General features: G+C 69.5%; 19 protein-coding genes. All 19 read left to right on the top strand.

The features are described 5' to 3' along the window. The first annotated feature begins 101 nt into the window (after nucleotides 1-101). The 19 genes from LPC10_RS01755 to LPC10_RS01665 all read left to right on the top strand — a co-directional run bounded on the left by LPC10_RS01755 (nucleotide 102) and on the right by LPC10_RS01665 (nucleotide 19,436). Complete coding sequence (locus tag LPC10_RS01755) at nucleotides 102-1,973, top strand: phage terminase large subunit family protein (protein WP_370644630.1); 1,872 nt, start codon at nucleotides 102-104, stop codon at nucleotides 1,971-1,973. Next, complete coding sequence (locus tag LPC10_RS01750) at nucleotides 1,973-2,227, top strand: phage head-tail joining protein (protein WP_231345183.1); 255 nt, start codon at nucleotides 1,973-1,975, stop codon at nucleotides 2,225-2,227. Before LPC10_RS01755 ends, LPC10_RS01750 begins: the two co-directional genes overlap by 1 nt. 3 nt (nucleotides 2,228-2,230) lie before the next feature. Continuing rightward, nucleotides 2,231-3,841 (top strand): phage portal protein, encoded by a 1,611-nt coding sequence (locus LPC10_RS01745; RefSeq protein WP_231345182.1) that lies wholly within the window; start codon nucleotides 2,231-2,233, stop codon nucleotides 3,839-3,841. Next, nucleotides 3,838-4,740, top strand: a complete 903-nt coding sequence (locus tag LPC10_RS01740) for a S49 family peptidase (protein WP_231345181.1) — start codon at nucleotides 3,838-3,840, stop codon at nucleotides 4,738-4,740. Before LPC10_RS01745 ends, LPC10_RS01740 begins: the two co-directional genes overlap by 4 nt. A 68-nt stretch (nucleotides 4,741-4,808) precedes the next feature. Beyond that, nucleotides 4,809-5,387, top strand: a complete 579-nt coding sequence (locus tag LPC10_RS01735; RefSeq protein ID WP_231345180.1) for a hypothetical protein — start codon at nucleotides 4,809-4,811, stop codon at nucleotides 5,385-5,387. 13 nt (nucleotides 5,388-5,400) lie between these two features. Next, nucleotides 5,401-5,781, top strand: a complete 381-nt coding sequence (locus LPC10_RS01730; RefSeq protein WP_231345179.1) for a head decoration protein — start codon at nucleotides 5,401-5,403, stop codon at nucleotides 5,779-5,781. A gap of 3 nt (nucleotides 5,782-5,784) precedes the next feature. Beyond that, entirely contained in the window at nucleotides 5,785-6,816 is a 1,032-nt protein-coding gene (locus LPC10_RS01725; RefSeq protein WP_231345178.1) for a major capsid protein, read from the top strand. 11 nt (nucleotides 6,817-6,827) lie between these two features. Then, nucleotides 6,828-7,124, top strand: a complete 297-nt coding sequence (locus LPC10_RS01720; RefSeq protein WP_231345177.1) for a hypothetical protein — start codon at nucleotides 6,828-6,830, stop codon at nucleotides 7,122-7,124. Then, nucleotides 7,124-7,483 carry a hypothetical protein gene (locus LPC10_RS01715; protein ID WP_231345176.1) on the top strand — a complete coding sequence of 120 codons (360 nt, stop codon included), beginning with the start codon at nucleotides 7,124-7,126 and terminating at the stop codon, nucleotides 7,481-7,483. Before LPC10_RS01720 ends, LPC10_RS01715 begins: the two co-directional genes overlap by 1 nt. Further along, nucleotides 7,480-8,148, top strand: coding sequence for a DUF6441 family protein (locus LPC10_RS01710; RefSeq protein WP_231345175.1), 669 nt, complete (start codon nucleotides 7,480-7,482; stop codon nucleotides 8,146-8,148). The genes LPC10_RS01715 and LPC10_RS01710 overlap by 4 nt, the downstream gene beginning before the upstream one ends. After that, on the top strand, nucleotides 8,148-8,582 hold the full coding sequence (locus LPC10_RS01705; protein WP_153874210.1) for a hypothetical protein: 435 nt from the start codon (nucleotides 8,148-8,150) through the stop codon (nucleotides 8,580-8,582). Before LPC10_RS01710 ends, LPC10_RS01705 begins: the two co-directional genes overlap by 1 nt. Before the next feature lie 24 nt (nucleotides 8,583-8,606). After that, nucleotides 8,607-9,548 carry a phage tail tube protein gene (locus LPC10_RS01700; RefSeq protein ID WP_231345174.1) on the top strand — a complete coding sequence of 314 codons (942 nt, stop codon included), beginning with the start codon at nucleotides 8,607-8,609 and terminating at the stop codon, nucleotides 9,546-9,548. A gap of 496 nt (nucleotides 9,549-10,044) precedes the next feature. After that, nucleotides 10,045-10,371, top strand: coding sequence for a hypothetical protein (locus tag LPC10_RS01695; protein ID WP_231345173.1), 327 nt, complete (start codon nucleotides 10,045-10,047; stop codon nucleotides 10,369-10,371). Nucleotides 10,372-10,424: 53 nt separating this feature from the next. Further along, a complete protein-coding gene (locus tag LPC10_RS01690; RefSeq protein ID WP_012605436.1) occupies nucleotides 10,425-10,622 on the top strand; it encodes a hypothetical protein in 198 nt (65 codons plus the stop codon). Then, nucleotides 10,612-14,121, top strand: a complete 3,510-nt coding sequence (locus LPC10_RS01685; protein ID WP_231345172.1) for a phage tail length tape measure family protein — start codon at nucleotides 10,612-10,614, stop codon at nucleotides 14,119-14,121. Before LPC10_RS01690 ends, LPC10_RS01685 begins: the two co-directional genes overlap by 11 nt. 3 nt (nucleotides 14,122-14,124) lie before the next feature. Then, complete coding sequence (locus tag LPC10_RS01680; RefSeq protein WP_231345171.1) at nucleotides 14,125-14,499, top strand: hypothetical protein; 375 nt, start codon at nucleotides 14,125-14,127, stop codon at nucleotides 14,497-14,499. A 4-nt stretch (nucleotides 14,500-14,503) separates the two neighbouring features. After that, nucleotides 14,504-15,052: a DUF1833 family protein gene (locus LPC10_RS01675; RefSeq protein WP_231345168.1), complete on the top strand. Its 549-nt coding sequence runs from the start codon at nucleotides 14,504-14,506 to the stop codon at nucleotides 15,050-15,052. Continuing rightward, nucleotides 15,049-15,453 carry a glycoside hydrolase gene (locus LPC10_RS01670; RefSeq protein ID WP_231345167.1) on the top strand — a complete coding sequence of 135 codons (405 nt, stop codon included), beginning with the start codon at nucleotides 15,049-15,051 and terminating at the stop codon, nucleotides 15,451-15,453. The genes LPC10_RS01675 and LPC10_RS01670 overlap by 4 nt, the downstream gene beginning before the upstream one ends. Continuing rightward, nucleotides 15,450-19,436 carry a host specificity factor TipJ family phage tail protein gene (locus LPC10_RS01665; RefSeq protein ID WP_231345164.1) on the top strand — a complete coding sequence of 1,329 codons (3,987 nt, stop codon included), beginning with the start codon at nucleotides 15,450-15,452 and terminating at the stop codon, nucleotides 19,434-19,436. Before LPC10_RS01670 ends, LPC10_RS01665 begins: the two co-directional genes overlap by 4 nt. Nucleotides 19,437-19,444 lie beyond the last annotated feature (8 nt).

Raw genomic sequence — 19,444 nt, 5'->3', positions numbered from 1 at the left:
TCGACGTGGTGCAGTGGGCGGAGCGGTATCGCCGGCTGAGCAAGGAGAGCTCGAACGGCGGCCGTTTCATCGCCTCGCGTGTCGAGGTAGCGCGCGGGCCGATGCTGTGGGCGACCGAACCGGGCGTCAGCAAGATCACGCTGATGGCCTGCACGCAGTTGCTCAAGACCACCTGCATTGAGAACATCGCGGGGCGCTTCATCCACGTCGAGCCGTGCCCGATCCTCGGCGTGTTCCCGAAGGACGACGCGGCCGAGACCTTCTCGAAGGACCGGCTCGCGCCGATGATCCGCGACACGCGGGTGCTGCGCGATCTGTTCGGTGACGCCAAGTCACGGGACTCGGGCGCGACCCTGACGCACAAGCAATTTCCCGGGGGCCACATCACCCTCGTGGGCGCCAACAGCCCGACCAACCTCGCCATGCGGCCGATCCGGCTGCTGGTCTGCGACGAGATCGACAAGTACCCGCTCTCGGCCGGCGGCGAGGGCTCACCGATCGACCTCGCCGAGGAGCGGCAAGCCGAGTTCAAGGCCAACAGCCTGACGGTGGTGGCCTGCTCTCCAACGATTGCGGGCCGCTCGGCGATCGAGGCGAGCTACGACGAGAGCGACCAGCGCAAGCCCTTCGTCTGTTGCCCGCACTGCGCGGCCTGGCAGGCGATGGAATGGGAGCAGATCAAGTTCGACAAGGACGAGGGCGGCAAGATCATCACCGCCTCGGCGCGGTACGAGTGCGTCAGCTGCGAGCAGCCTTGGACCGAGGCGCAGCGGCTCGTCGCACTCCGCAAGATCGAATGGCGGCAGACGGCCTCGTTCACCTGCTGCGGCGAGAACCAAGTGCCCGAGCGGTGGGCGCCCGAAGCCTACGGTGTCCGGCGGGCCCTCTGCCGGTCCTGCGGCTGCGAGGCCGTCCCGAACGAACACGCGGGCGGGCAGGCCTCCAAGCTCTACGCCCCGAAGCAGACCATCAAGGAGACGGTCGCGAAATTCGCGCGGGCGCTGCGACGGGGGCCGGAAGCGTTGCGGACCTTCTTCAACACGCAGCTCGCCCGCACGTGGCGGGAGGGCGTTGACGCCCCCGAGTGGAAGGACGTCTACGCCCGGCGCGACGACTACCTGTCCGGCACGGTCCCGGCCGGCGCGCTGATCCTGTTCGCTGGTGTCGACGTGCAGAAGGACCGGCTCGAGGTTTCGGTCTGGGGCTTCGGGCGCAACCGCGAGCGCTGGCTCGTCGAACACAAGGTACTCACCGGCGACACCGCTCGGCCGACGGTCTGGGCCGAACTGGCGGCGATGTTCGACGAGACCTGGGAGCACATCGGCGGCGCCGAGATGGCGGTGCGCGATTGGGGCATCGATTCGAGCGCCTTCACCGACGTGGTCTACGCCTTCGTCCGGTCCCAGGCCGGCCGCGGCAACGTCCACGCGATCGACGGCCAGGACAGCTACTCGAACGTCTTCCTCGGCCTCGGCACGAAGGACGCGAACCCGAGGGGCAAGAAGATCCGGCGCGGCCTGAAGACAGTCCGTATCGGCGTCTCACTCGCCAAGCAGGAGCTGATGAGCTGCCTCGGCCTGCAGCGTCCCGCCGCCGGCGCGGCGTTCCCGGCCGGCTTCGTCCACCTCCCGCACGACGTGTCCGAGGACGGCGTGCAGCAGCTCACCGCCGAGGAGCTGGTGGTGAGCCTCAGCCGGGGAAAGACCCGGCGCGAATGGGTGCCGATCGGCGGCCGCCGCAACGAGTGGCTGGACTGCGCGAACTACGCCCGCGGCCTCGCGGCGATGCGCGGGTGGGACCGCTGGCGCGAGACGCAGTGGCGAGGGCTGGAAGATGCCCTCGGCATCGAGCGGAAAGCGCCGGAACTGCCGGCGGAGATCCCGCCGGCCGTGGTCGCGAACTCGCTGGCAGACCGGAACATGAAGCGCCGCACCCGGCGCAGCGTGGCCCGCAGAGGGCCGGCGAGGTGGTGATGGCCGACACGAAAGAACAGGAACTTGCGAAGCTGCGCGTGCAGCTCGCCAACCTCGACCGCGCCATGGCGAGCGGCGCCCTGACCATCGAGCAGGCCGACAACGGCGGGCGCACGACGTACCGGAGCTATGCCGAGATGCAGCAGGCGCGCCGCGATCTCTCCCGCCGCATCGACGGCCTCGACGCGACCCTGTCCGGCACGCCCCGGCGGCGCACGCGCCGCGTCGTGATGATCGGCACCGGCGGGTTCTGATCGGTGGCCGAGACCTTCCGCACCCGCCTGCGGGTCAAGGGCACGGGCGAGGTCGCCGAGCCGGTGGCGCTCGACCTCACCGGCGGCACGGGCGCCGCCGCGTCCACGCCCTACGAGGTGGCCGGCGGCACCGGCCGGCGCTCGCGGTCGTGGCGGGTCGGCTCCTGGGGGCCGAACGCCGCGATCACCTACGCGCTCGACGAGCTGCGCCGGAAGTCGCGCGACCTCAGCCGGAAGAACGCATTCGCCGGCGCGGCCGTCGATCGGCTCGTCGACAACATTATCGGCACCGGCATCGTGCCGCGCTCGATCGCGGCGCGCTCGGTCGCGGGCCTGAGCGATGAGCAGGCGAAGCGGGTCCGGCAGGAGGACGCGGCGTTCCGCGCCGGCCTGCAGAGCCTCTTCCTGGCCTGGACCGACGAGGCCGATTCGACCGGAGCACACGACTTCTACGGGCTGCAGGCCATCGCGGTCACCGGCATGGTCGAGGGCGGCGAGAGCTTCACCCGCCTGCGCACCCGTCTTCTGACCGACGGCCTCACCGTGCCGCTCCAGCTTCAGGTTCTGGAGGGCGACCACTGCGACCACCTGAAGACGGACGGCACCAACCGCATCCGTCAGGGTATCCAGTTCAATGCGATCGGCGCGCGGACCGGCTACTACCTGCGCCGCGAGCACCCAGGCGACGGCATCATCACTGGCGCGACCCTCGACGAAACGCTCGTGCCGGCCGGCGACATCTGCCACCTCTACCGGGCCCGCCGACCCGGCCAGGACCGCGGCGAGCCCTGGCTCGCGCGAGCGCTGAAGACGCTCTACGACCTCGACCAGTATTTCGACGCCGAGCTGGTGCGGAAGAAGAACGCCGCCCGCCTCGTCGCCTTCATCAAGCGCACGCTCGACGCTGCGGACGACGGCGATCCCGGCGGCGGCCCGATGGGCTCCGACCCGGCCGACGAGGAGGGCGTCGGCGTCGTCGAGATGGAGCCTGGCACGGTGCAGGTGCTCGCCGACGGCGAAGACGTCGAGATGTGCGAGCCCGCCGACGTCGGGGCGAACTTCGAGCCCTTCGTGCGCGAGGCCAAGCGCAGCGTCGCTGCGGCGGTGGGTCTGCTCTACGAGGTGCTGAGCGGCGACTATAGCCAGATGGACGACCGCACGCTGCGCGCCGCCCTCAACGACTTCCGCCGCTCCGTCGAGCGCTGGCAGCACCACCTCGTCGTCTACCAGTTCTGCCGGCCGATCTGGCGCCGCTGGATCGACCTCGCCCTTCTCTCTGGCGCGCTGAAGCTGCCGATCGGCATGACCCGGCAGCAGGCCTACGCGGTCGAGTGGGTGCCGCAGGCGTGGTCGTACATTCACCCGGTGCAGGACGTCGAAGGCAAGATGAAGGAGGTCCAGGCGGGCTTCTCGACACGCACCCGCGTCGTCGCCAGGGCCGGTTACGACGTCGAGCAGGTCGATGCCGAGAACGCGGCCGACAACGCCCGGGCCGACGAGCTGAAGCTCACCTACACCTCGGACGGGCGCAACGCTGCGAAGACGCCGGCCGCCGCCGCGCCCGCGCAGTCCGACGATCCGCCCCGGCCCAACACACCGAAGGAGCCGCAATGACGAGCGCCCTGCGCGCCCTGACGGCCGAGCCGTGGGCGATCCGTCCCGACTACCTGCATTTCATGGCCTCGCTCGCGAGCCTCGATCGCGACGGCCGCGCCGACCGCCGCTCCGCCGAGGGCGAGGACTGGTTCCGGCTCGACCTTGCCGCCGCGGCCGGCCCGACCGCGCAGCGCCTGGAAGGTGCCCGCTACGCGATGCTCACCCGCGAGGGCGTGGCGATCATCCCGGTGGTCGGCCCGATCTTCCCGCGCGCCAACCTGATGACCGAGATGTCCGGCACCGGCACCTCGGCGGCGATGCTGGCCCGCGATCTCGCCCTCGCCCGCGACAGCGTCGACGTCGGCGCTGTGCTGCTGATGGTGGATTCGCCCGGCGGCTCACCAACCGGCATCAACGCGCTCGCCGACCAGATCTACGCCATGCGCGGGCGCAAGCGCGTTCTGGCGCACGTCACCGGCACCTGCGCCTCCGCCGCCTACTGGCTCGCTTCGGCTGCGGGCGAACTCGCCGTCGAGAAGACCGGCATCGTCGGCTCGATCGGCGTGGTGGCGGCGGTGCCGAAGCAGGTCGAGCCGGACGCCTCCGGCACGCTGTCGATCGAGATCGTCTCGTCGAGCGCGCCGAACAAGCGCCCCGATCCGCAGACCGACGAGGGCGCGGCCGAGATCCGCTCGCTCCTCGACAGCATCGAGGCGCAGTTCATCGCCGATGTCGCTCGCGGCCGGAAGACCACCGCGGCCCGCGTGCAGAACGACTTCGGCCGCGGCGGTGTGAAGGTCGGGACCGATGCGGTCGCCGCCGGCATGGCCGACCGCGTCCAGACCTACGAGCGCAGCCTCGTCGAACTCACCCGCACCGCCTCGGCCGAGCGCCGGGCGCGTGCCGCGCGGGCCTGACCCCGCACGAGATCCGGCCCCGAGCCGGTAACCCGGCGCCACCGCGCCATTCACCGAAGGACGACATCATGGCCGCCGATCTGGCAGCCCTTCGCCGTGATCGCGCGAAGGCCTCCGCCCGCATGTCCGAACTGGTCGCCGCCGCGCGCAGCCGTTCGATGACCGACGACGAAACCCGCGACTTCGAGGCCGCTTCCGCCGAGGTCACCCGCCTCGACGGCGAGATCTCGGCCGCCGAGGGCAAGAACACGGTGGACGCGAGCACCACCATCTCGCGCGCCGATGCCGGCGAGATCGCCCGGCTCTGCGCCGCCGGCGGCGTGCCCGGCATGACCGCCACGCTGCTCACCGAGGGCGTGTCCGTGGACGACGCGAAGAAGCGCATCGCAGCGGCCGGTGAGGCGACGAACCTCGTGGCGCTCGCCCGGCGCAAGGACGCGAGCATTCCCGAAGACCTCGGGGCGAAGATGCTCGCCGAGGGTAAGACCGTCGAGGACATCCGCGCCGCCCTCTTCGACAAGCTCGTGGCGGCCGAGAACGAGACCTCGATCTCCAGCCACGTCCCCGCGGACGGGAAGAAGACCAGCGACGGCAAGCCCGTCGATCTCGTCGCCGACATGAAGCGCCGCCACGGCGTGAAGGACTGAGGAGGATCGCACGATGGCCCCCAAGACCGTCTCCCTCAAGACCGATTCCGACGTCGTCAAGAACGAGGGTCGGAACCGCATCAGCCGTGACGAGGGCACCCTCGCCACCGGCAGCGGCATTCTGCGCCCGGGCGTCGTGCTCGGCCGCATCACGGCCTCCAGCAAGCTGGTCCCGCTCGCTCCGGCGGCCAGCGACGGCTCGCAAACCGCCGCGGCCGTGCTTCTCGAGAACGTCGATGCGACGGCCGCCGATCAGCGTGTCGTCGTCCTCGCCCGCCACGCCGAGGTGGTCATCCAGTCCCTGGAATGGCCCGCCGGCATCACCGAAACCCAGAAGTCGGCCGCTCTGGCCGCTCTCGAAGCCAAGGGCGTCGTCGCCCGCATGGGGGTCTGACCAATGGCAACGCCGCTCGATCTTCTCGACGCTCCCGAGTTCGCCGACGACCGGCTGACCGAGAGCATCAACATCCCGCCCTACGCGACCGGCCGTCCGGCGCAGCTCCGCATCTTCACCGACACGCCGATCAACACGACCTACGCCCGCATCGCCATCGAGGAAGGGGAGATCACCATCATCCCCGACCGCGAGCGCGGCGGCCCGGGCAACAAGAACCTCGGCACCGATCGGCAGGAGACGCTGGTCCGCATCCCGCACTTCCCGCTCGACGACGCGATCACGCCGTCCGACCTTCAGAACCTGATGGTCTACGGCAACGGCTACGTCCTCCAGACGCTCGCCAACGTCTACAATCGCAAGCTGGAAGCGATCCGGGCCAAGCACGACGCGACCCACCACCACCTCGATTGGGGTGCCCTGCACGGGCTGGTGACCAGCGCGTCGGGCCGGGTGCTGTGCGACCTGTTCGAGACCTTCGGCATCACGCAGAGCGTGGTCGACTTCGATCTCGACAACACGGCGACCGACGTGGCGGCGAAGAACCGCGCGCTGAAGGCGATCATCCGCAAGGCGCTGCGCGGTCAGCCGGCGAGCGGTGTGCGGGTGCTGGCCGGTGCCGGGTTCTTCGACCGCTATGTCGGGCACACCAGCGTCAAGGAAGCCCTGAAGTCCTACGCGGGTCCGACCGTGAACCCGGCCCGCGAGGACGTCGCGGACAGCTTCACCTTCGCCGGCCTGACCATCGAGCGCATCGACGAGGATTTCCGCTACCGCCAGCCGGACGGAACCTTCATCACGCGCGAGGCCGTCGCAGACGACGAGGCGATCGCGCTCCCGCTCGGGACGCCGCTGTTCAAGCGCTACGTGGCGCCTCCGGACAGCATCCAGGAGGCGAACATCCCGCCTTCTGCCAAGGTGTTCGTCTCCACCGACATGCTGGCGCACGGCAAGGGTCAGGAGATCCACACCGAGTCGAACGTGCTTCCGATCTGTCTGCGCCCGGACGTGATCGTGAAGCTCACCCGCACCTGAGGGAGGCAGACATGCACGTTCGCATCAAGAAGGCCTTCGGCTTCACCAACGACCGCGGTGAGAAGATCACCGCGCCGCGCGGTTGGATCGGCGATCTGCCGGACCAGCACGCGAAAGCGGCGATCGAGTCCGGCCACGCCGTTCTCGGCAATCCTCAGGTACTGCCTGAGGGAGAGCCGGGGCCCGCCGAGGACGACCTGGGCGACAAGACCAGGGCCGAGCTGGAGGCACTGGCCAAGGAGCGCGGCGTCGACGTCTCGGCGGCCAAGAACAAGGCCGAAGTCATCGCGGCGCTGCGCGCGGCCTGATGAGCGCCTTCGCGATGGCGCTCGACGCCACGTTCGAGGATCCGAACCACGGCGAGGACGCCATCTGGCGTTCGGGCGGCACCGATCCCGGTCTGCCCGTTCGCATCCTGCGCCTGTCGCCCGAGGCCATCATCGGCATGGGCGATCAGCGCTACGACCTTGAGGCCATGCTGATCTCGGTGCGCCTGTCCGAGGTGTCGGCGCCGACTGTCGGCGATCAGGTCGATATCCTCGACGAGATGGGCGCGGTCGCCGAGACCGTCGAGGTGACGAGCTTGGCTCGCATCGACATGCGCCGGCTGGTGCGCACCTGCGGGGTGTCGCCGCTCGCGCCTGACGATCCGGACGACGAGCCGTGAGGTTCAAGGCGACTGTCACGGATCCCCGGGCGGCGCTGAAGGGCACCGAGCAGCAGATCGCCCGCTCGGTCACCGCCGGCATGCGCGAGATCGCCGACGGCCTGAAGGAGGATCTGCGCAGCGACGTGCGCGAATCCGGCCTCGGCCAACGCCTCGCCAACACCTGGCGCGGCCAGACCTTCCCGCGGACGGGCGAGAGCACCGAGGCAGCCGCCTACGTCTCCAGCAACGCCCCGAAGCTGATCGACGCCTTCGACCGCGGCGTCACCATCACCGCCCGCAACCGCCGCTTCCTGGCGATCCCGACGCCCGAGGCAGGCGTGCGACAGGTCTCGAAGCGCCGGTCCAAGGGCTCGACGGGCAACACGCTGACGCCCGCCGCCTGGGAGCGCGAGACCGGCGTGAAGCTGCGCTTCGTCCCGAGCAAGAACGGCGGTGGGGTGCTCGTGGCGGACGCGTTCTACCGGCGGCAGCCGAAGCGCTACCAGGGGCGCAAGTCCTTTCGCCCGATCAGGGAGGCCGGTCCCGACAAGGGCCGCTCCTTCGTCGTGATCTTCGTGCTGGTCCGGCAGGTGAAGCTCCGGAAGCGGCTCGACATCGAGGCGACCGCCAAGCGCTGGGCCGGTCGCGTGCCGGGCGCCATCGCGGCGCATTGGGAGGCCTGATGCCGAGCAAGCGCGAGCAGGTGATCCAGGCGGTGGTCGATCTCGTGAAGGGAGCGCTGCCGAAGGCGACGCACTACCGCAACGAGGAGAAGCCGCAGACCATCCCGGCCGGCGGCTCCGTCATCATCGAGGACGGCGACCCGGGCGAACCTGAGGTGACGCTGAACCCGACGACGTGGATCTACGAGCACCAGATCCCGGTCGATGTCGCCGCGAACAAGAGCCGGACGCAGACCGCCGAGGCCCGCCTCGACGCCATGATGCAGGCGATCGGCGCGGCGGTCGCGGCCGACCGCACGCTCGGCGGCCTGTGCGACTACCTCATGGTCAACGCTGCCCAGACCGAGGGGCTGACCTCCGAGGGCGCGCCGACGTCCCGCTACGGGCTCATCACCATCGTGGCCGTCTACGGCACGACCGATCCCCTGAACTGAACCACCCCGCCAGGAGAGAGACCCATGGCCCGAGCCCGCGGCGCGAACGCCATCATGGCGGCTGCCTTCGAGACCACCTACGGCACCCCGCCCAGCACCGGATACCGGAAGCTGCCCTTCGTCTCGTCGAACCTCGGCGAGGAGCAGGGCCTGATCGCCTCCGACCTCCTCGGCTACGGCCGCGAGGCGCTGCCGCCCTCCCGCGACGTCATCAACAACGACGGCGACGTGGTGGTGCCGATCGATCTACGCAACTTCGGCAATTGGCTGAAGCTGTTCATGGGGCAACCGGTCACCACCGCCATCACCGACGGGCAGCAGCACGTCTTCTCCTCGGGCGCCACGAACCTGCCGTCGATGACAGTCGAGGTCGGCCTGCCGGAGGTGCCGAGCTACGGCAAGAACTTCGGCGTCCGCGGCAACACGATGCGCGTGCAGATGCAGCGCTCAGGCCTGCTCACCGCGACCCTCGGGCTGATTGCCCAAGGCGAGAACAAGCTGGCCACCTCCGGCGCAGGCACGCCGGCTGAGGCCGAGATCGAGCGGTTCTCGCCGTTCCAGGGCGCCGTCACCCGCGCGGGCGTGGCGCTCGCCTCCGTCACCGCAGCCGACTTCACCTACAGCAACGGGCTGGAGAAGGTGGAGACGATCCGCGGCGATGGCCGGATCGAGGACGCCGACCCCGGCATGGTGATGATGTCGGGCTCGATCACCACCCGGTTCCGCGACACGACCCTGCTCGACCAGGCAACCGCCGGCGATCCGGTGGCGCTCACCTTCGGCTGGGTCACCGATGCCGGGCGCTCGCTCGTGTTCGAGGTGCCGGCCGTCTACCTGCCGCGCGCCAAGACGCCGGTGACAGGCCCGAACGGCGTGCAGGCCACCTTCAACTGGCAGGCGGCCAAGGACAGCGTGTCCGGAAAGACAGTCATCGCCACCCTGCGCAACAACGTCACCACCTACTGATCTGCATCAAGAGCATTCAGCAAGTGGCCTGAGGTGCTGATCGTGCCGGAAGGGCGACGAGAATTTGATCGTGCTTCCGGTGCCATTCGGAGATATGGTCGCGACAGCATAATAAAAGTGGTCCCTTTTCTGCTCAACGGACCAGCCAGTCTCTGTTCTGTTGGCAGTTGTAGTAGAGTCTTGCCCGAGCGGGCCGTTCGTCCATTTCTCGCGAATGCATATCGCAGCCATCTCAGGCGCGCGAGAACTCGTGAACTGCTCCTGGACTGATGCGCTCTTCCGCACGTCGTCTAAGCTTCCGCTGCAGGCAGATACCCATAGGGCCGCAGTCGCGGCGAGCCCGACCTTAACAATCGACACTTGTCCCCGCCCCTTGTCTCTTCCACCCAATTTCAGGCGTCAGATGCTTAAGCTGTCAGCTCGCGTAGAGGAACCGTTCTGGCTCGACCTGTTCCCAGGCGTTCGAGTTCGAGTTCGGCCCATCACGGTCGCATCCATGCTCGTTGCCCGCGAGGCGGTTGGCAGGGTCTACCGCGATGAGGATCAGACCGACGTCGCCACTCGCGCCAGCATGGCGCTGGTGCATGAACTGGCTCGACGCGGCATCGTGGAGTGGGAGGGGGTCGGCACAGCCGAGGGCGAACCCGCGCCGGTCACGGCCGAGACCGTCAACGCACTGCTCGAGCACTGGCCGGCCTACGATGCGCTCGACGCCCTCTACGTCACCCCGGCCCTTCGGCGGGACGAGGAAAAAAACGGATCCTCGAACTCGCCCGATGGCACTTCGGGGGAGGGTCCGGATACTGCGATGCCTGCGGCGTAGCCTGCCCTGAGTGCCCCTACGCCGTTCACGCGACGGAGACAGACGAGGGCACCGTGGCATGGGCGGTGATCCGCCGCTGCGGCGGGCAGGTCCGGGCCGCGTTCGCCGGCCCCTATGCCCTGGATTACGGGGCGATCCTCATGATGGCGGATGCGATGGGCGCCGAAACCGCCCTGCTTGCCGATGCCCTGCCATCGGTCGAGCCCATCATCGTGAAGGCCTACCGGGAGAACGCTGACGATGGCGACTAGCATCGCGATCCGCCTCGGCGTCGAGGGCGGCGCCGAACTGAAGCGCGTCCTCGACGACGCCGGCAGCGCCGGTCAGGCGGCGTTCCAGAAGGTGGGCGCGGCGGCCGATCAAGCGGCGGCCGCAACCGACCGGCAGACCGCGAAATGGCAGCGCTTGGCCCAGGCTGCGCGCGAGGCCGAGGCCCAGGCGCGAGCGCAGGCCAACGTCAACGCCCTGCTCGGCGTCGGTGCGGGCGGGGCCGGCTCGGCACGCGACTCGGCGTCAGTGTTTGAGGCCGAGCTTGCGCGTCAGGATCAGATCCGCGCCGCGCGGCAGGAGCAGGCGGCACGCACGGCGCAGACCAGCATCAACACGCTCCTCGGAGTTCGTGACGCGCAGGTTGGCGCAGCCCGCGCCTCGGCCTCCGCTTTCGAGGAGGCCTATCGCGCCGAGACAGATGCGCTGCGGCGGTCCGCCGAGGCCCGCACCACCATCGTCCGCAACACGGTCTCTGGCTGGCGCGACCTCGGTGCCGCTGGCGCTGCCACCCTCGCCAACATCGAGGCCGGCCGGCGCCTGGGCTCGCTCGGCAACGTGCCGGAGGCAGCCAACCAGAACGTCGCGCGGCGCTTGCGCCCCGACGAGATCACCAATTTGACCTACCAGGGCGGCGACGTGGTCGCTCAGCTCGGCTCCGGCTCGCCGCTCAGCATGATCGCCCTGCAACAGGGGCCGCAGATCGCGCAGGTGTTCGCCGGCCCCGGCGGCGCGAGCGTCAAGGGCGCCTTCGGGCAGGCGGGCGAGGCCGTGGCTGGGTTCGTCAGCCGCATCGGCCTCGTCGGCGGCGCGATCGGCGGCGTCACCGCCGCTGTCGTCGCCGGCATCGCGGCCACCGTCTCCTATCGCAACTCGCAGCAGGAGACGGAGAAGGTGCTTGCCGGCGTGGGCCGCACCTCCGGCGTTACCCTCAGCCAGATCAACGATCTCGCCGATGCACAGGTGCGGGCCGGCAACTTCAGCCGCCGCGGCGCGCGTGAGATCGCAACGGTCTACGCCGGCAACGGTCGCGTCGGCCCGGAGATCCTCGGGGATGCGGTCGGCGCCACGCGTGATTTCTCGCGCTTCCTCGGCGTCGATGCGACCGAGGGGGCGGCGCAGCTCGCGGCGTCGCTCGGCGACGTGTCGAAGGGCGTCGACGATCTCGGCCAGCGCTACGGCATCCTGAACGAGGCGCAGGCAGAGAACATCCGTCGGCTCGACGCGCAGGGCAATCGGCTCGGTGCTCAGCGGGCGCTGCTGGATGCCGTCCGCGCGAGCACTCGCGGCGTGGCGGAGGAGACCCGCGGGTGGGCTCTCGTCACGCAAACCGTCGGCACAGCGTGGGATCGTCTCGGCCAGACGCTGGATCGGTTCGCCACCGGTGGCGACCTGCAGACGCGCATCGCTGACCTCCGGCGGGTGCTGGCCGAGGGGCCGCAGCAGCAAACCGGCATCCTCGGCCTGCTTGGTGTCGGTGCGCAGCGGCCCGCAATCCAGGCTGAACTCGACCGGTTGCTTGAGCGCCAGCGCCTCGGGCAGGAGCAGACCGAGCGCGCACAGGCCGCGCAGCGTTCCTATCAGGTCGGCGCCGTGCTCCGGTCGCTCTCGCCCGATCAGGAGGAGCTGAAGCGCCTCACGGATCAGGGTGTCCTACTGCGGAAAGCGATCACCGAGCCGATGCGGTTCGGACTGCGGCCCGAGCAGGTCGAGGAGGCCAAGCGCGGGTTCGGGGATCTCAGCACCGTTGTTCGCAACCTCGTCGAGGACATCGATCGCTTCGGTAGCCGCGCAACCGCAGCACTCAACCGAACAGCAGAATTCAACGCCCGCATGGTGGGCGCCACAGGCTTCGGGCGCTCGGCCGCGGAGATCAATAAGACCTTCGACGATCAGCTGCGCGATGCGAAGGAGGCGGACCGCGCCGGGATCGAGCGTGCCCGACAGATCGAGCTCAGCAACCTAACGCGCTCGCAGACGCTGGAGCAGACCCAGCGCGGAGGCGCTTTCGCTCGAGCGCCGGCCGACATCCAGCAGATGATCCTCGCCGCCGCCCAGCGCTTCCCGACGGTGACGCCGGAGATCCTGGCCGCGATCGGCGAGAAGGAGAACAGCTTCCGCCTCTCTGGCCCGACCAACATCAAGGACCGCTTCGGCAATCCTGCCTCGACCGCTTGGGGCTTCGGCCAGATCACGGTCGATGCCGAGACCGACATTCGCAGGCTCATCCCGGGCTTCGACCGCAAGGATCCGAGCCAGGCGGTGATGGGTGCTGCGGCCTACCTCAGCCTGCGCCAGCAGTGGGCGGGGGGCGACCAGATCAAGGCACTGAACGGCTACGGCACCGGCCCGGGCTACGGCATCGACATCATGCGTCGTGCTGGCCAGATGGGCGACGCCTCATCGCTCGGCGTGGCCCGCGATCTTGACGCCCAAACCCAGGCTGTCGAGCGCAGCCAGGACGTGCTTCGCCGCAATACCGAGCTCTACGGCCGGAACGGCGCGCAGCTTGAGGCTTCGACCCGCGCGGCCGAGCTCTATCAGGACATGCTCGCCCGCGGCGTCCCGCCGAGCGAGGCCCTGCGCAAGAGCCTGGAAGGGTTCGCCCTCTCCGCGGAGCAGGCGTCGCGTGCGACCCGCCTCGTGCAGTTCGCCCGGGACGACGAGTTCTCCCGTGAGCAGTTGGGCCGCGACCGCATCGACCAGCAGGCCTACGCGGTGGCTCGCGCGCGGTTCGGTGACACGACCTCACCCGAGGCCCGCGCTGCCATCAGCCGGACCCGCGATACGCTGGAGATGTCCGAGACCAAGGCCATCTTCTCGGACGGCGTGACCTCGTTCGTCACCGACCTGCGCCGCGGCGGTGATGCTGCCACCGCTCTATCGAACGCCTTCGGCAACGCGGCCGACCGGCTTATCGCCAAGGTGATGGACAGTGCGATCTCCTCAGCCTTCGGCGCCGCTGGCGGAGGTTCTGGCGGTGGCATCGGTGGCTTCATCTCTAACCTGTTCGGCGGCGGCGCGAGTGCGGCCGGCGCTTCTCCCACCGGCGGCGTGCGCCTATTCGACGTGGGCGGCTTCACAGGTCACGGGGAGCGCTACGACGTGGCAGGCCTTGTTCACCGCGGCGAGGTGGTCTTCTCGCAGGACGACGTCGCGCGCCACGGCGGTGTGGCGGCGGTCGAGATCCTGCGGCGCAGCGGGGGTCTTCGTGGCTATGCCGATGGCGGCTATGTCGGTCGCGACGCCTTCACCATGCCGAGCGCCGCAGCGATGCGGCCGGCAAACGGCAACGGTGTGCCGCCCATCAACTTCATCACGCCGCCGGGCGTCGCACTTGAACGGGACGGCCCGCCGCAGCGCCGCGCAGATGGCGGCTACGACCAGGCTATCCGCGTGGTCGAGGGCGGGCTCGGGCAGCGAATGGCGCGCGGACAGGGCCCGTTCCGCGGTGTGAGCGGCGCCGGCTATCGGAACGGCTGACGCATGGCGAACCCCTCTTGGCCGTCCACGCTGCCGGAACTGCGCGGGCTGGCCTCGTCGGGCGGCACGCGCAGCCTTCATCCGACCGCGCAGGAGACGCAGTTCGATGATGGGCCGTCGCGCCGCCGCCGCCGACAGCTCTACGTCACGACGCCGCTGAGCATGACCCTGCGGCTGTCGCCGGAGGAGTTCGTGATCTTCAAGGCGTTCCACCTCAACGACCTGAACACTGGCGCGCGCCGCTTCACCGCGCCCGTGCTGCTGCCGGACATGAGCATCGGGCAGCGGGTCTGCTCCATCGAGGGCGAGGTCTCTTGGTCCGCGCCGCAACGGTCCAAGTACGTCGTGACCTTCACCCTCGTCGTTCAGGATTGGTGATCAGATGACGGTGAGCGCAGCCCTGCGCGAGGCCTACGCCTCGGGCGACGACGAGGGCGTGGTGATCGAGACCCTGGAGGTGGATCACGCCTCGCTCGATGAAGCGATCCGGCTGGTGCGGAACCTGGATGGCGGGCTCGGCGAGCCGGGCGAGACCCTGAGCCTGCCGATCGAGGCGGGCGGCCCGCGCCTCGCGCACCTGCTCTGCGCCTTCGAGCTGATTGCGCCGGGTGCCGACAGCGACGGCCCGACGGACGGCAAGATCCGCATCGACAACGTCTCCGACATCCTCCACGACCTGCTGAAGGACGCCATCGGCTACGATCAGGCCATCCGGGTCACGATCCGGTTCTATCGCGTGCTCCCGGGCCGCCTCGACGAGGTGACCGGCCCCGACGACGACAGCTTTACCGGCCTGGAGATGACGGCGGTCGAGATCTCCGCCGACAGCGCCGAGGGCACGATCGCGTGGCCGGATGGTCGGCAGCAGAACGTGCCGAGCGGCCCCGACGCCTTCTTCGACCGCGCGAACTACCCGGCCCTGTTCACGTGAGCGACCGCGCCGCCTTTCTGCGCCGCTGGCGCGGGGCCGCCTACGACAAGGTGGAGCGGAACTGCTGGTGGCTCGCCGCGCTGGCGCAGGCCGAGTTGTTCGGCCGCACCCTGCCGGCGGCGGACCCGGCCCTCGTCGCGGACGTCCGCGCCCGTGCCGAGGCGATGGCGACGCACCCCGCCCGAGCCGAGTGGCGCGAGACCCCGGCGCCCGTGGACGGCGCCCTCGTGCTGATGGGGAAGGTCGCCGGCGCCGAGACCCATTGCGGCGTCTACCTCGCCCAGGACGGCGGGCTGATCCTGCACACCGATGAGCGGCACGGCGTCGTGCTCGACCCGCCGCTCGAACTTGCCGCGGCCCGCCGCTGGCGGCTGACGTACCTGATCCCGAAGGTGCAATGACCCTCGTCGTCACCGCGAACATCGCCGGGCAGACCCGCGGCGAGCCCGTGCGGCTGCCGGATCGGCGCCGCCGTCGGCTCTCCACGATCGTCGCGCGGCACAAGCCGCCGGCCGGCCGCCGCTTCATTGTCTCGGTGCATCGGAAGGGTGAGGCCTTCCTGCGCCCGACCGACGGCTCTGTGCGTCTGCGCGCGAACTGGAGCCGCACGCTGGTCGGGCCCGACGACGTCGTGCTGGTGACGGAGGTGCCGCTTGGCCGGGGCATCGCCTCCATCGGCCTCGCCATCGCGTCGATCGCGCTCATCGCCGTGGCGCCCTACGCCGCGCCGGCGCTGGCCACGGCCTTGGGCGGCGTTTCGGTCACGGCCGTGCAGGCGGGCCTCGTCATCGGCGGCGTGGCGCTGGGCTACGCCGCGCAGGCCTCCTCCGCCGCGAAGAAGAAGACCGAGCGCAGCCTGTCGAGCGTGACGGGCGGCGGCAACATCCCAAAGCCCGGCGCGCGCAAGCCGCTGCTCTATGGCCGGTGCTGGTCCACGCCCCCGCTCAGCCAGAAGGACTTCATCACCTACGACGGCGACACGATGGTGCTGACCAAGCGCATGACGCTCGGCATCGGTCGCTTCCAGATCCACGCCGTGCATGTCGGCGAGGCCGTGTTCTGGACCGAGACCGGCGGCATCCAGGCGCCGTTCACCTCGACCGCCGGCCCGCTCGGCACGCAGATCGAGTTCCTGTTCGCCCAGCCCTCGACCATCGCGCCGGGCGACGTGATCTCCTCGCCGTCCGTCGGCGGGCAGGAGATGCCGCGGCCGGGCGGCAATCCCGATTGGACGCCGTGGTTTCGGCTGACCCCGCAGGGCGTCACCGCCGACGCGGCGCAGATGTCGTGGACCTATCCAGCGATCTACCGGGTCTCGTCGCAGGGCCGGCAGGCGCCGACGGTGGCTGGCGTCATCTTCCAGGCCCGCGAGATCAACCCGAACACGGGCGAGGTGGTCGGTCCTGAGTTCGAGCTGTGGCGCTCCAGCGAGGGCGCCACCGCGCTCACCACGACGCCGCTGCGCCGCTCGGCCTACTTCCGCCTGCCGAAGAGCGCCGCCTATCAGGTGCGGGCGCAGAACATGTACCCGGAGGCCGTCGGGTTCGAGCAGAAGAACGCCGCCTCTTGGGACGAGATGGCGGCGATCAAGGACGATGTCCGGATCCGGCCGGCCACCACCGAGATCGTCATGCGGGTGCGGGCCGGGAAGGGCCTGACCGTGACGGCCTTCTCCGAGATCTGGGTCGACGCCACGCGCATCGTGCCGGTGTGGAACGGCTCGGCCTGGATCGAGCAGCCGGAGCGCAAGGCGGTATGGGCCTTTGCCGACCTCGTGCGCTCGCAGCACGGTCTCGCCCTGCCGAACGGCTTCGACGCGACCAAGGCCATCTACTACCACAACCTGCTCGACGCGAATGACACCTTCGACGGCGTGCTGCCCGAGGTGTCCTCGTTCTGGGAAGCGGCCTCCGAGGTTCTGCTGCCGCTGCGCTGCGACCCGGTGAAGGTCGGGCCGGTGCACTCGTTTGTGCGCGACGAGAGCCGCGCCGAGCCGCGGCACGTCCTCACGCGCCGGCAGATCGTGCGCGACAGCGCGGGCGCCACCTTCAAGACGAAGGTCGAGGGCAGCGACGTCATCGTGGAGTTTGACCGCGACGGCGACCCGCGCCGCCCCGACGAGGTGCGGTTCAGCTATGGCCCGGCCACGCGCACGCCGAAGCGCTACCGGGTGAACGGCATCCGCGACGGCCTGCACGCGCTGAAGCACGCCACCTGGCTCGCGGCGGTCGCCGTGTTCCGCGGCGCCGAGCGGCGCATCACGACCGAATGGGACGGGCGTCTCGTCTTCCCAGGCGATCACGTCCTCTCGGATCTCTGGTTCTTCAAGGGCAAGCAGACGTTCGGCGTGGCCTCGGCCTCGGGTAACGTCCTGACGCTCGACGTCACCGCCAACGTGCCGGGCGAATGGGGCTACGGCTCCGTCCGCCGCCGCGACGGGCGGGAGTGGGGCATCCTGCGCATGCGCGGTGTTGGACCGCGCGGGCTGGAGCTTCACCCCGACGACGTGACCGCGCTCGCGGCGCAGACCGGCCGCAGCCTCGCCAGCGTGCTGGCCCGCGACAGCCAGGATCCCACCACCATCGTCATCGGCGATCTGACCGAGATCCAAGAGACCTACGTCGCCCGCTCGGCCATCCCGAGCGACGCCGACCGGGTTCAGATCGAGATGGTGGCCGACGACCCGCGCGTCTGGCAGCTCCTCGACGAGCAGGTGATCGCGCCGCTCCCCGTCAACGCCGACAACCTCGCCGAGCCGCTGATCCCGCAGATTTCAGTGCTGCACGCCCGCTGCCAGCGGATCGAGACCGGCATCGAAGTCGTGTGGGGTGTCTCCGTCACCCGCGGCGCCCGGAACTACGAGGCCGATCTCTCCTATGACAGCGGCGCCACCTGGGAGGTGCTGTCGCCCTACGGCCCGGCATCGAGCGGTCGCGCGCAGATGCGCCAGTCGGACCAGCCCGTCACGGTCCGCGCTCGCGCCTTCGGGCGCACCGGCCTGCCGGGCGACTACGTCGCCACGACCTTCACCACCGTGGCGCCGCTGATCGACAACAGCCAGATCGAACTACGCCTGCCGCCCATCGACTACGAGGGCCTGACGGAGGATGTCCGCGGCCGGATCGACCGCATCCTTGAGGTGGAGCGCGTCGCCAACGAGAAGGCCAGCGATCTTCTTGCCCGCGTGTTGGCAGCGGCGGCGGTCGGGGAAGAAAACACCGCCGCCATCGTCTACGAGAAAGAGGAGCGCCTGAGCGCCGACGCGGCGTTCGCGAGCGACCTCAGCGCCGCAGTGGTGCGCCTGGGCACTGCCGAGGCCGCCGCCATCACCGAGCGGCAGGCGCGGATCGATGGCGATAGCGTTCAGGCTCAGCGCACTGATGCGCTCATTGTCCGGTACGACAGCGATCTTGCCTATTTCCTTAATGAACAGACCGTCCGGATTGCCAATGACTCCGCTACCGCTACCAGCCTTCAGGTATTAAGCGCGAAGGTCGGAGACAACACGTCAGCCATTGTTGCTGAGCAAACCGCGCGAGTGGACGGGGATGGCGCGCTCGCGTCGCGCATTGATAGCCTCATCGTCCGCTATGACAGCGATCTCGCATACTTCGTGCAAGAGCGTGAGGTGCGCATCGCCAACGACGCGGCGTTCGCATCCCAGATCACTGCGGTTCAAGCACAGACCGACCGCGGCACCGCGTTCGGCCGCATGACGCTCTCGGCGCGCTCAGACATCTCGGGCGTGTCTGCCCGGTTTGAAACGCTGCTGGCGGTGGAGGTGAACGGCCAGACCCGCGGCACGGGCATGACGTTCGACCTGCTGCCCGGCGGCGGCAGCCTCGTCCGGTTCGACGCAGACAAGTTCGTCATCACGTCGCCGGGCGTGTCGGGCGTGCCGGCCTTCTCCTTCGACGCGGGCTCGGGAACGCTGAGCGTGCCGTATCTGCGGCTGCTCTCGCAGCAGGCGTCCACACCGCTGCGCATCGACATTGGATCTTACACGCTGATCGCTGGCGCCGGCACGGTCAACGATCAGATCGATGCCAACCTAAACTTCACGTACCTCGTCACCAATCCGGACTTCCCGGCCAACATCGAAGTCTTCGGCAGACTGACAATCTCCGGCCCGGCCGGGACATCGCTGCTCGGGATGCGCCTGATCGTGGACGGCGTCGTCGCCGGATATTTCAAGTTCAACGAGCAGAATGTTTCGGTGTCGGTCGGCCCTGGAAATAACACGTTCGACTTTCGAGCAAGCTGCATCCGCTACCTGCCGGCGGGAACACGAAGTGTTCGCATCCAATACAACTACACCTCGCCGGGCGCCGGGCAGGTGCAGATCAACGAGCTTCATCTCGCCGGCTTCCAGCCGAAAGCATAGGAACGACA

Origin of the sequence: Methylorubrum sp. B1-46 (assembly GCF_021117295.1) — a bacterium.
GTDB lineage: Bacteria > Pseudomonadota > Alphaproteobacteria > Rhizobiales > Beijerinckiaceae > Methylobacterium.
This window is presented reverse-complemented; position numbering and strand designations above follow the sequence as displayed.

Coding starts and splice junctions, on each gene's coding strand:
- LPC10_RS01755 (WP_370644630.1), top strand. CDS start 102: ATGCTGTGGGCGACCGAACCGGGCGTCAGCAAGATCACGCTGATGGCC.
- LPC10_RS01750 (WP_231345183.1), top strand. CDS start 1,973: ATGGCCGACACGAAAGAACAGGAACTTGCGAAGCTGCGCGTGCAGCTC.
- LPC10_RS01740 (WP_231345181.1), top strand. CDS start 3,838: ATGACGAGCGCCCTGCGCGCCCTGACGGCCGAGCCGTGGGCGATCCGT.
- LPC10_RS01735 (WP_231345180.1), top strand. CDS start 4,809: ATGGCCGCCGATCTGGCAGCCCTTCGCCGTGATCGCGCGAAGGCCTCC.
- LPC10_RS01730 (WP_231345179.1), top strand. CDS start 5,401: ATGGCCCCCAAGACCGTCTCCCTCAAGACCGATTCCGACGTCGTCAAG.
- LPC10_RS01725 (WP_231345178.1), top strand. CDS start 5,785: ATGGCAACGCCGCTCGATCTTCTCGACGCTCCCGAGTTCGCCGACGAC.
- LPC10_RS01720 (WP_231345177.1), top strand. CDS start 6,828: ATGCACGTTCGCATCAAGAAGGCCTTCGGCTTCACCAACGACCGCGGT.
- LPC10_RS01715 (WP_231345176.1), top strand. CDS start 7,124: ATGAGCGCCTTCGCGATGGCGCTCGACGCCACGTTCGAGGATCCGAAC.
- LPC10_RS01705 (WP_153874210.1), top strand. CDS start 8,148: ATGCCGAGCAAGCGCGAGCAGGTGATCCAGGCGGTGGTCGATCTCGTG.
- LPC10_RS01700 (WP_231345174.1), top strand. CDS start 8,607: ATGGCCCGAGCCCGCGGCGCGAACGCCATCATGGCGGCTGCCTTCGAG.
- LPC10_RS01695 (WP_231345173.1), top strand. CDS start 10,045: ATGCTCGTTGCCCGCGAGGCGGTTGGCAGGGTCTACCGCGATGAGGAT.
- LPC10_RS01685 (WP_231345172.1), top strand. CDS start 10,612: ATGGCGACTAGCATCGCGATCCGCCTCGGCGTCGAGGGCGGCGCCGAA.
- LPC10_RS01680 (WP_231345171.1), top strand. CDS start 14,125: ATGGCGAACCCCTCTTGGCCGTCCACGCTGCCGGAACTGCGCGGGCTG.
- LPC10_RS01675 (WP_231345168.1), top strand. CDS start 14,504: ATGACGGTGAGCGCAGCCCTGCGCGAGGCCTACGCCTCGGGCGACGAC.
- LPC10_RS01665 (WP_231345164.1), top strand. CDS start 15,450: ATGACCCTCGTCGTCACCGCGAACATCGCCGGGCAGACCCGCGGCGAG.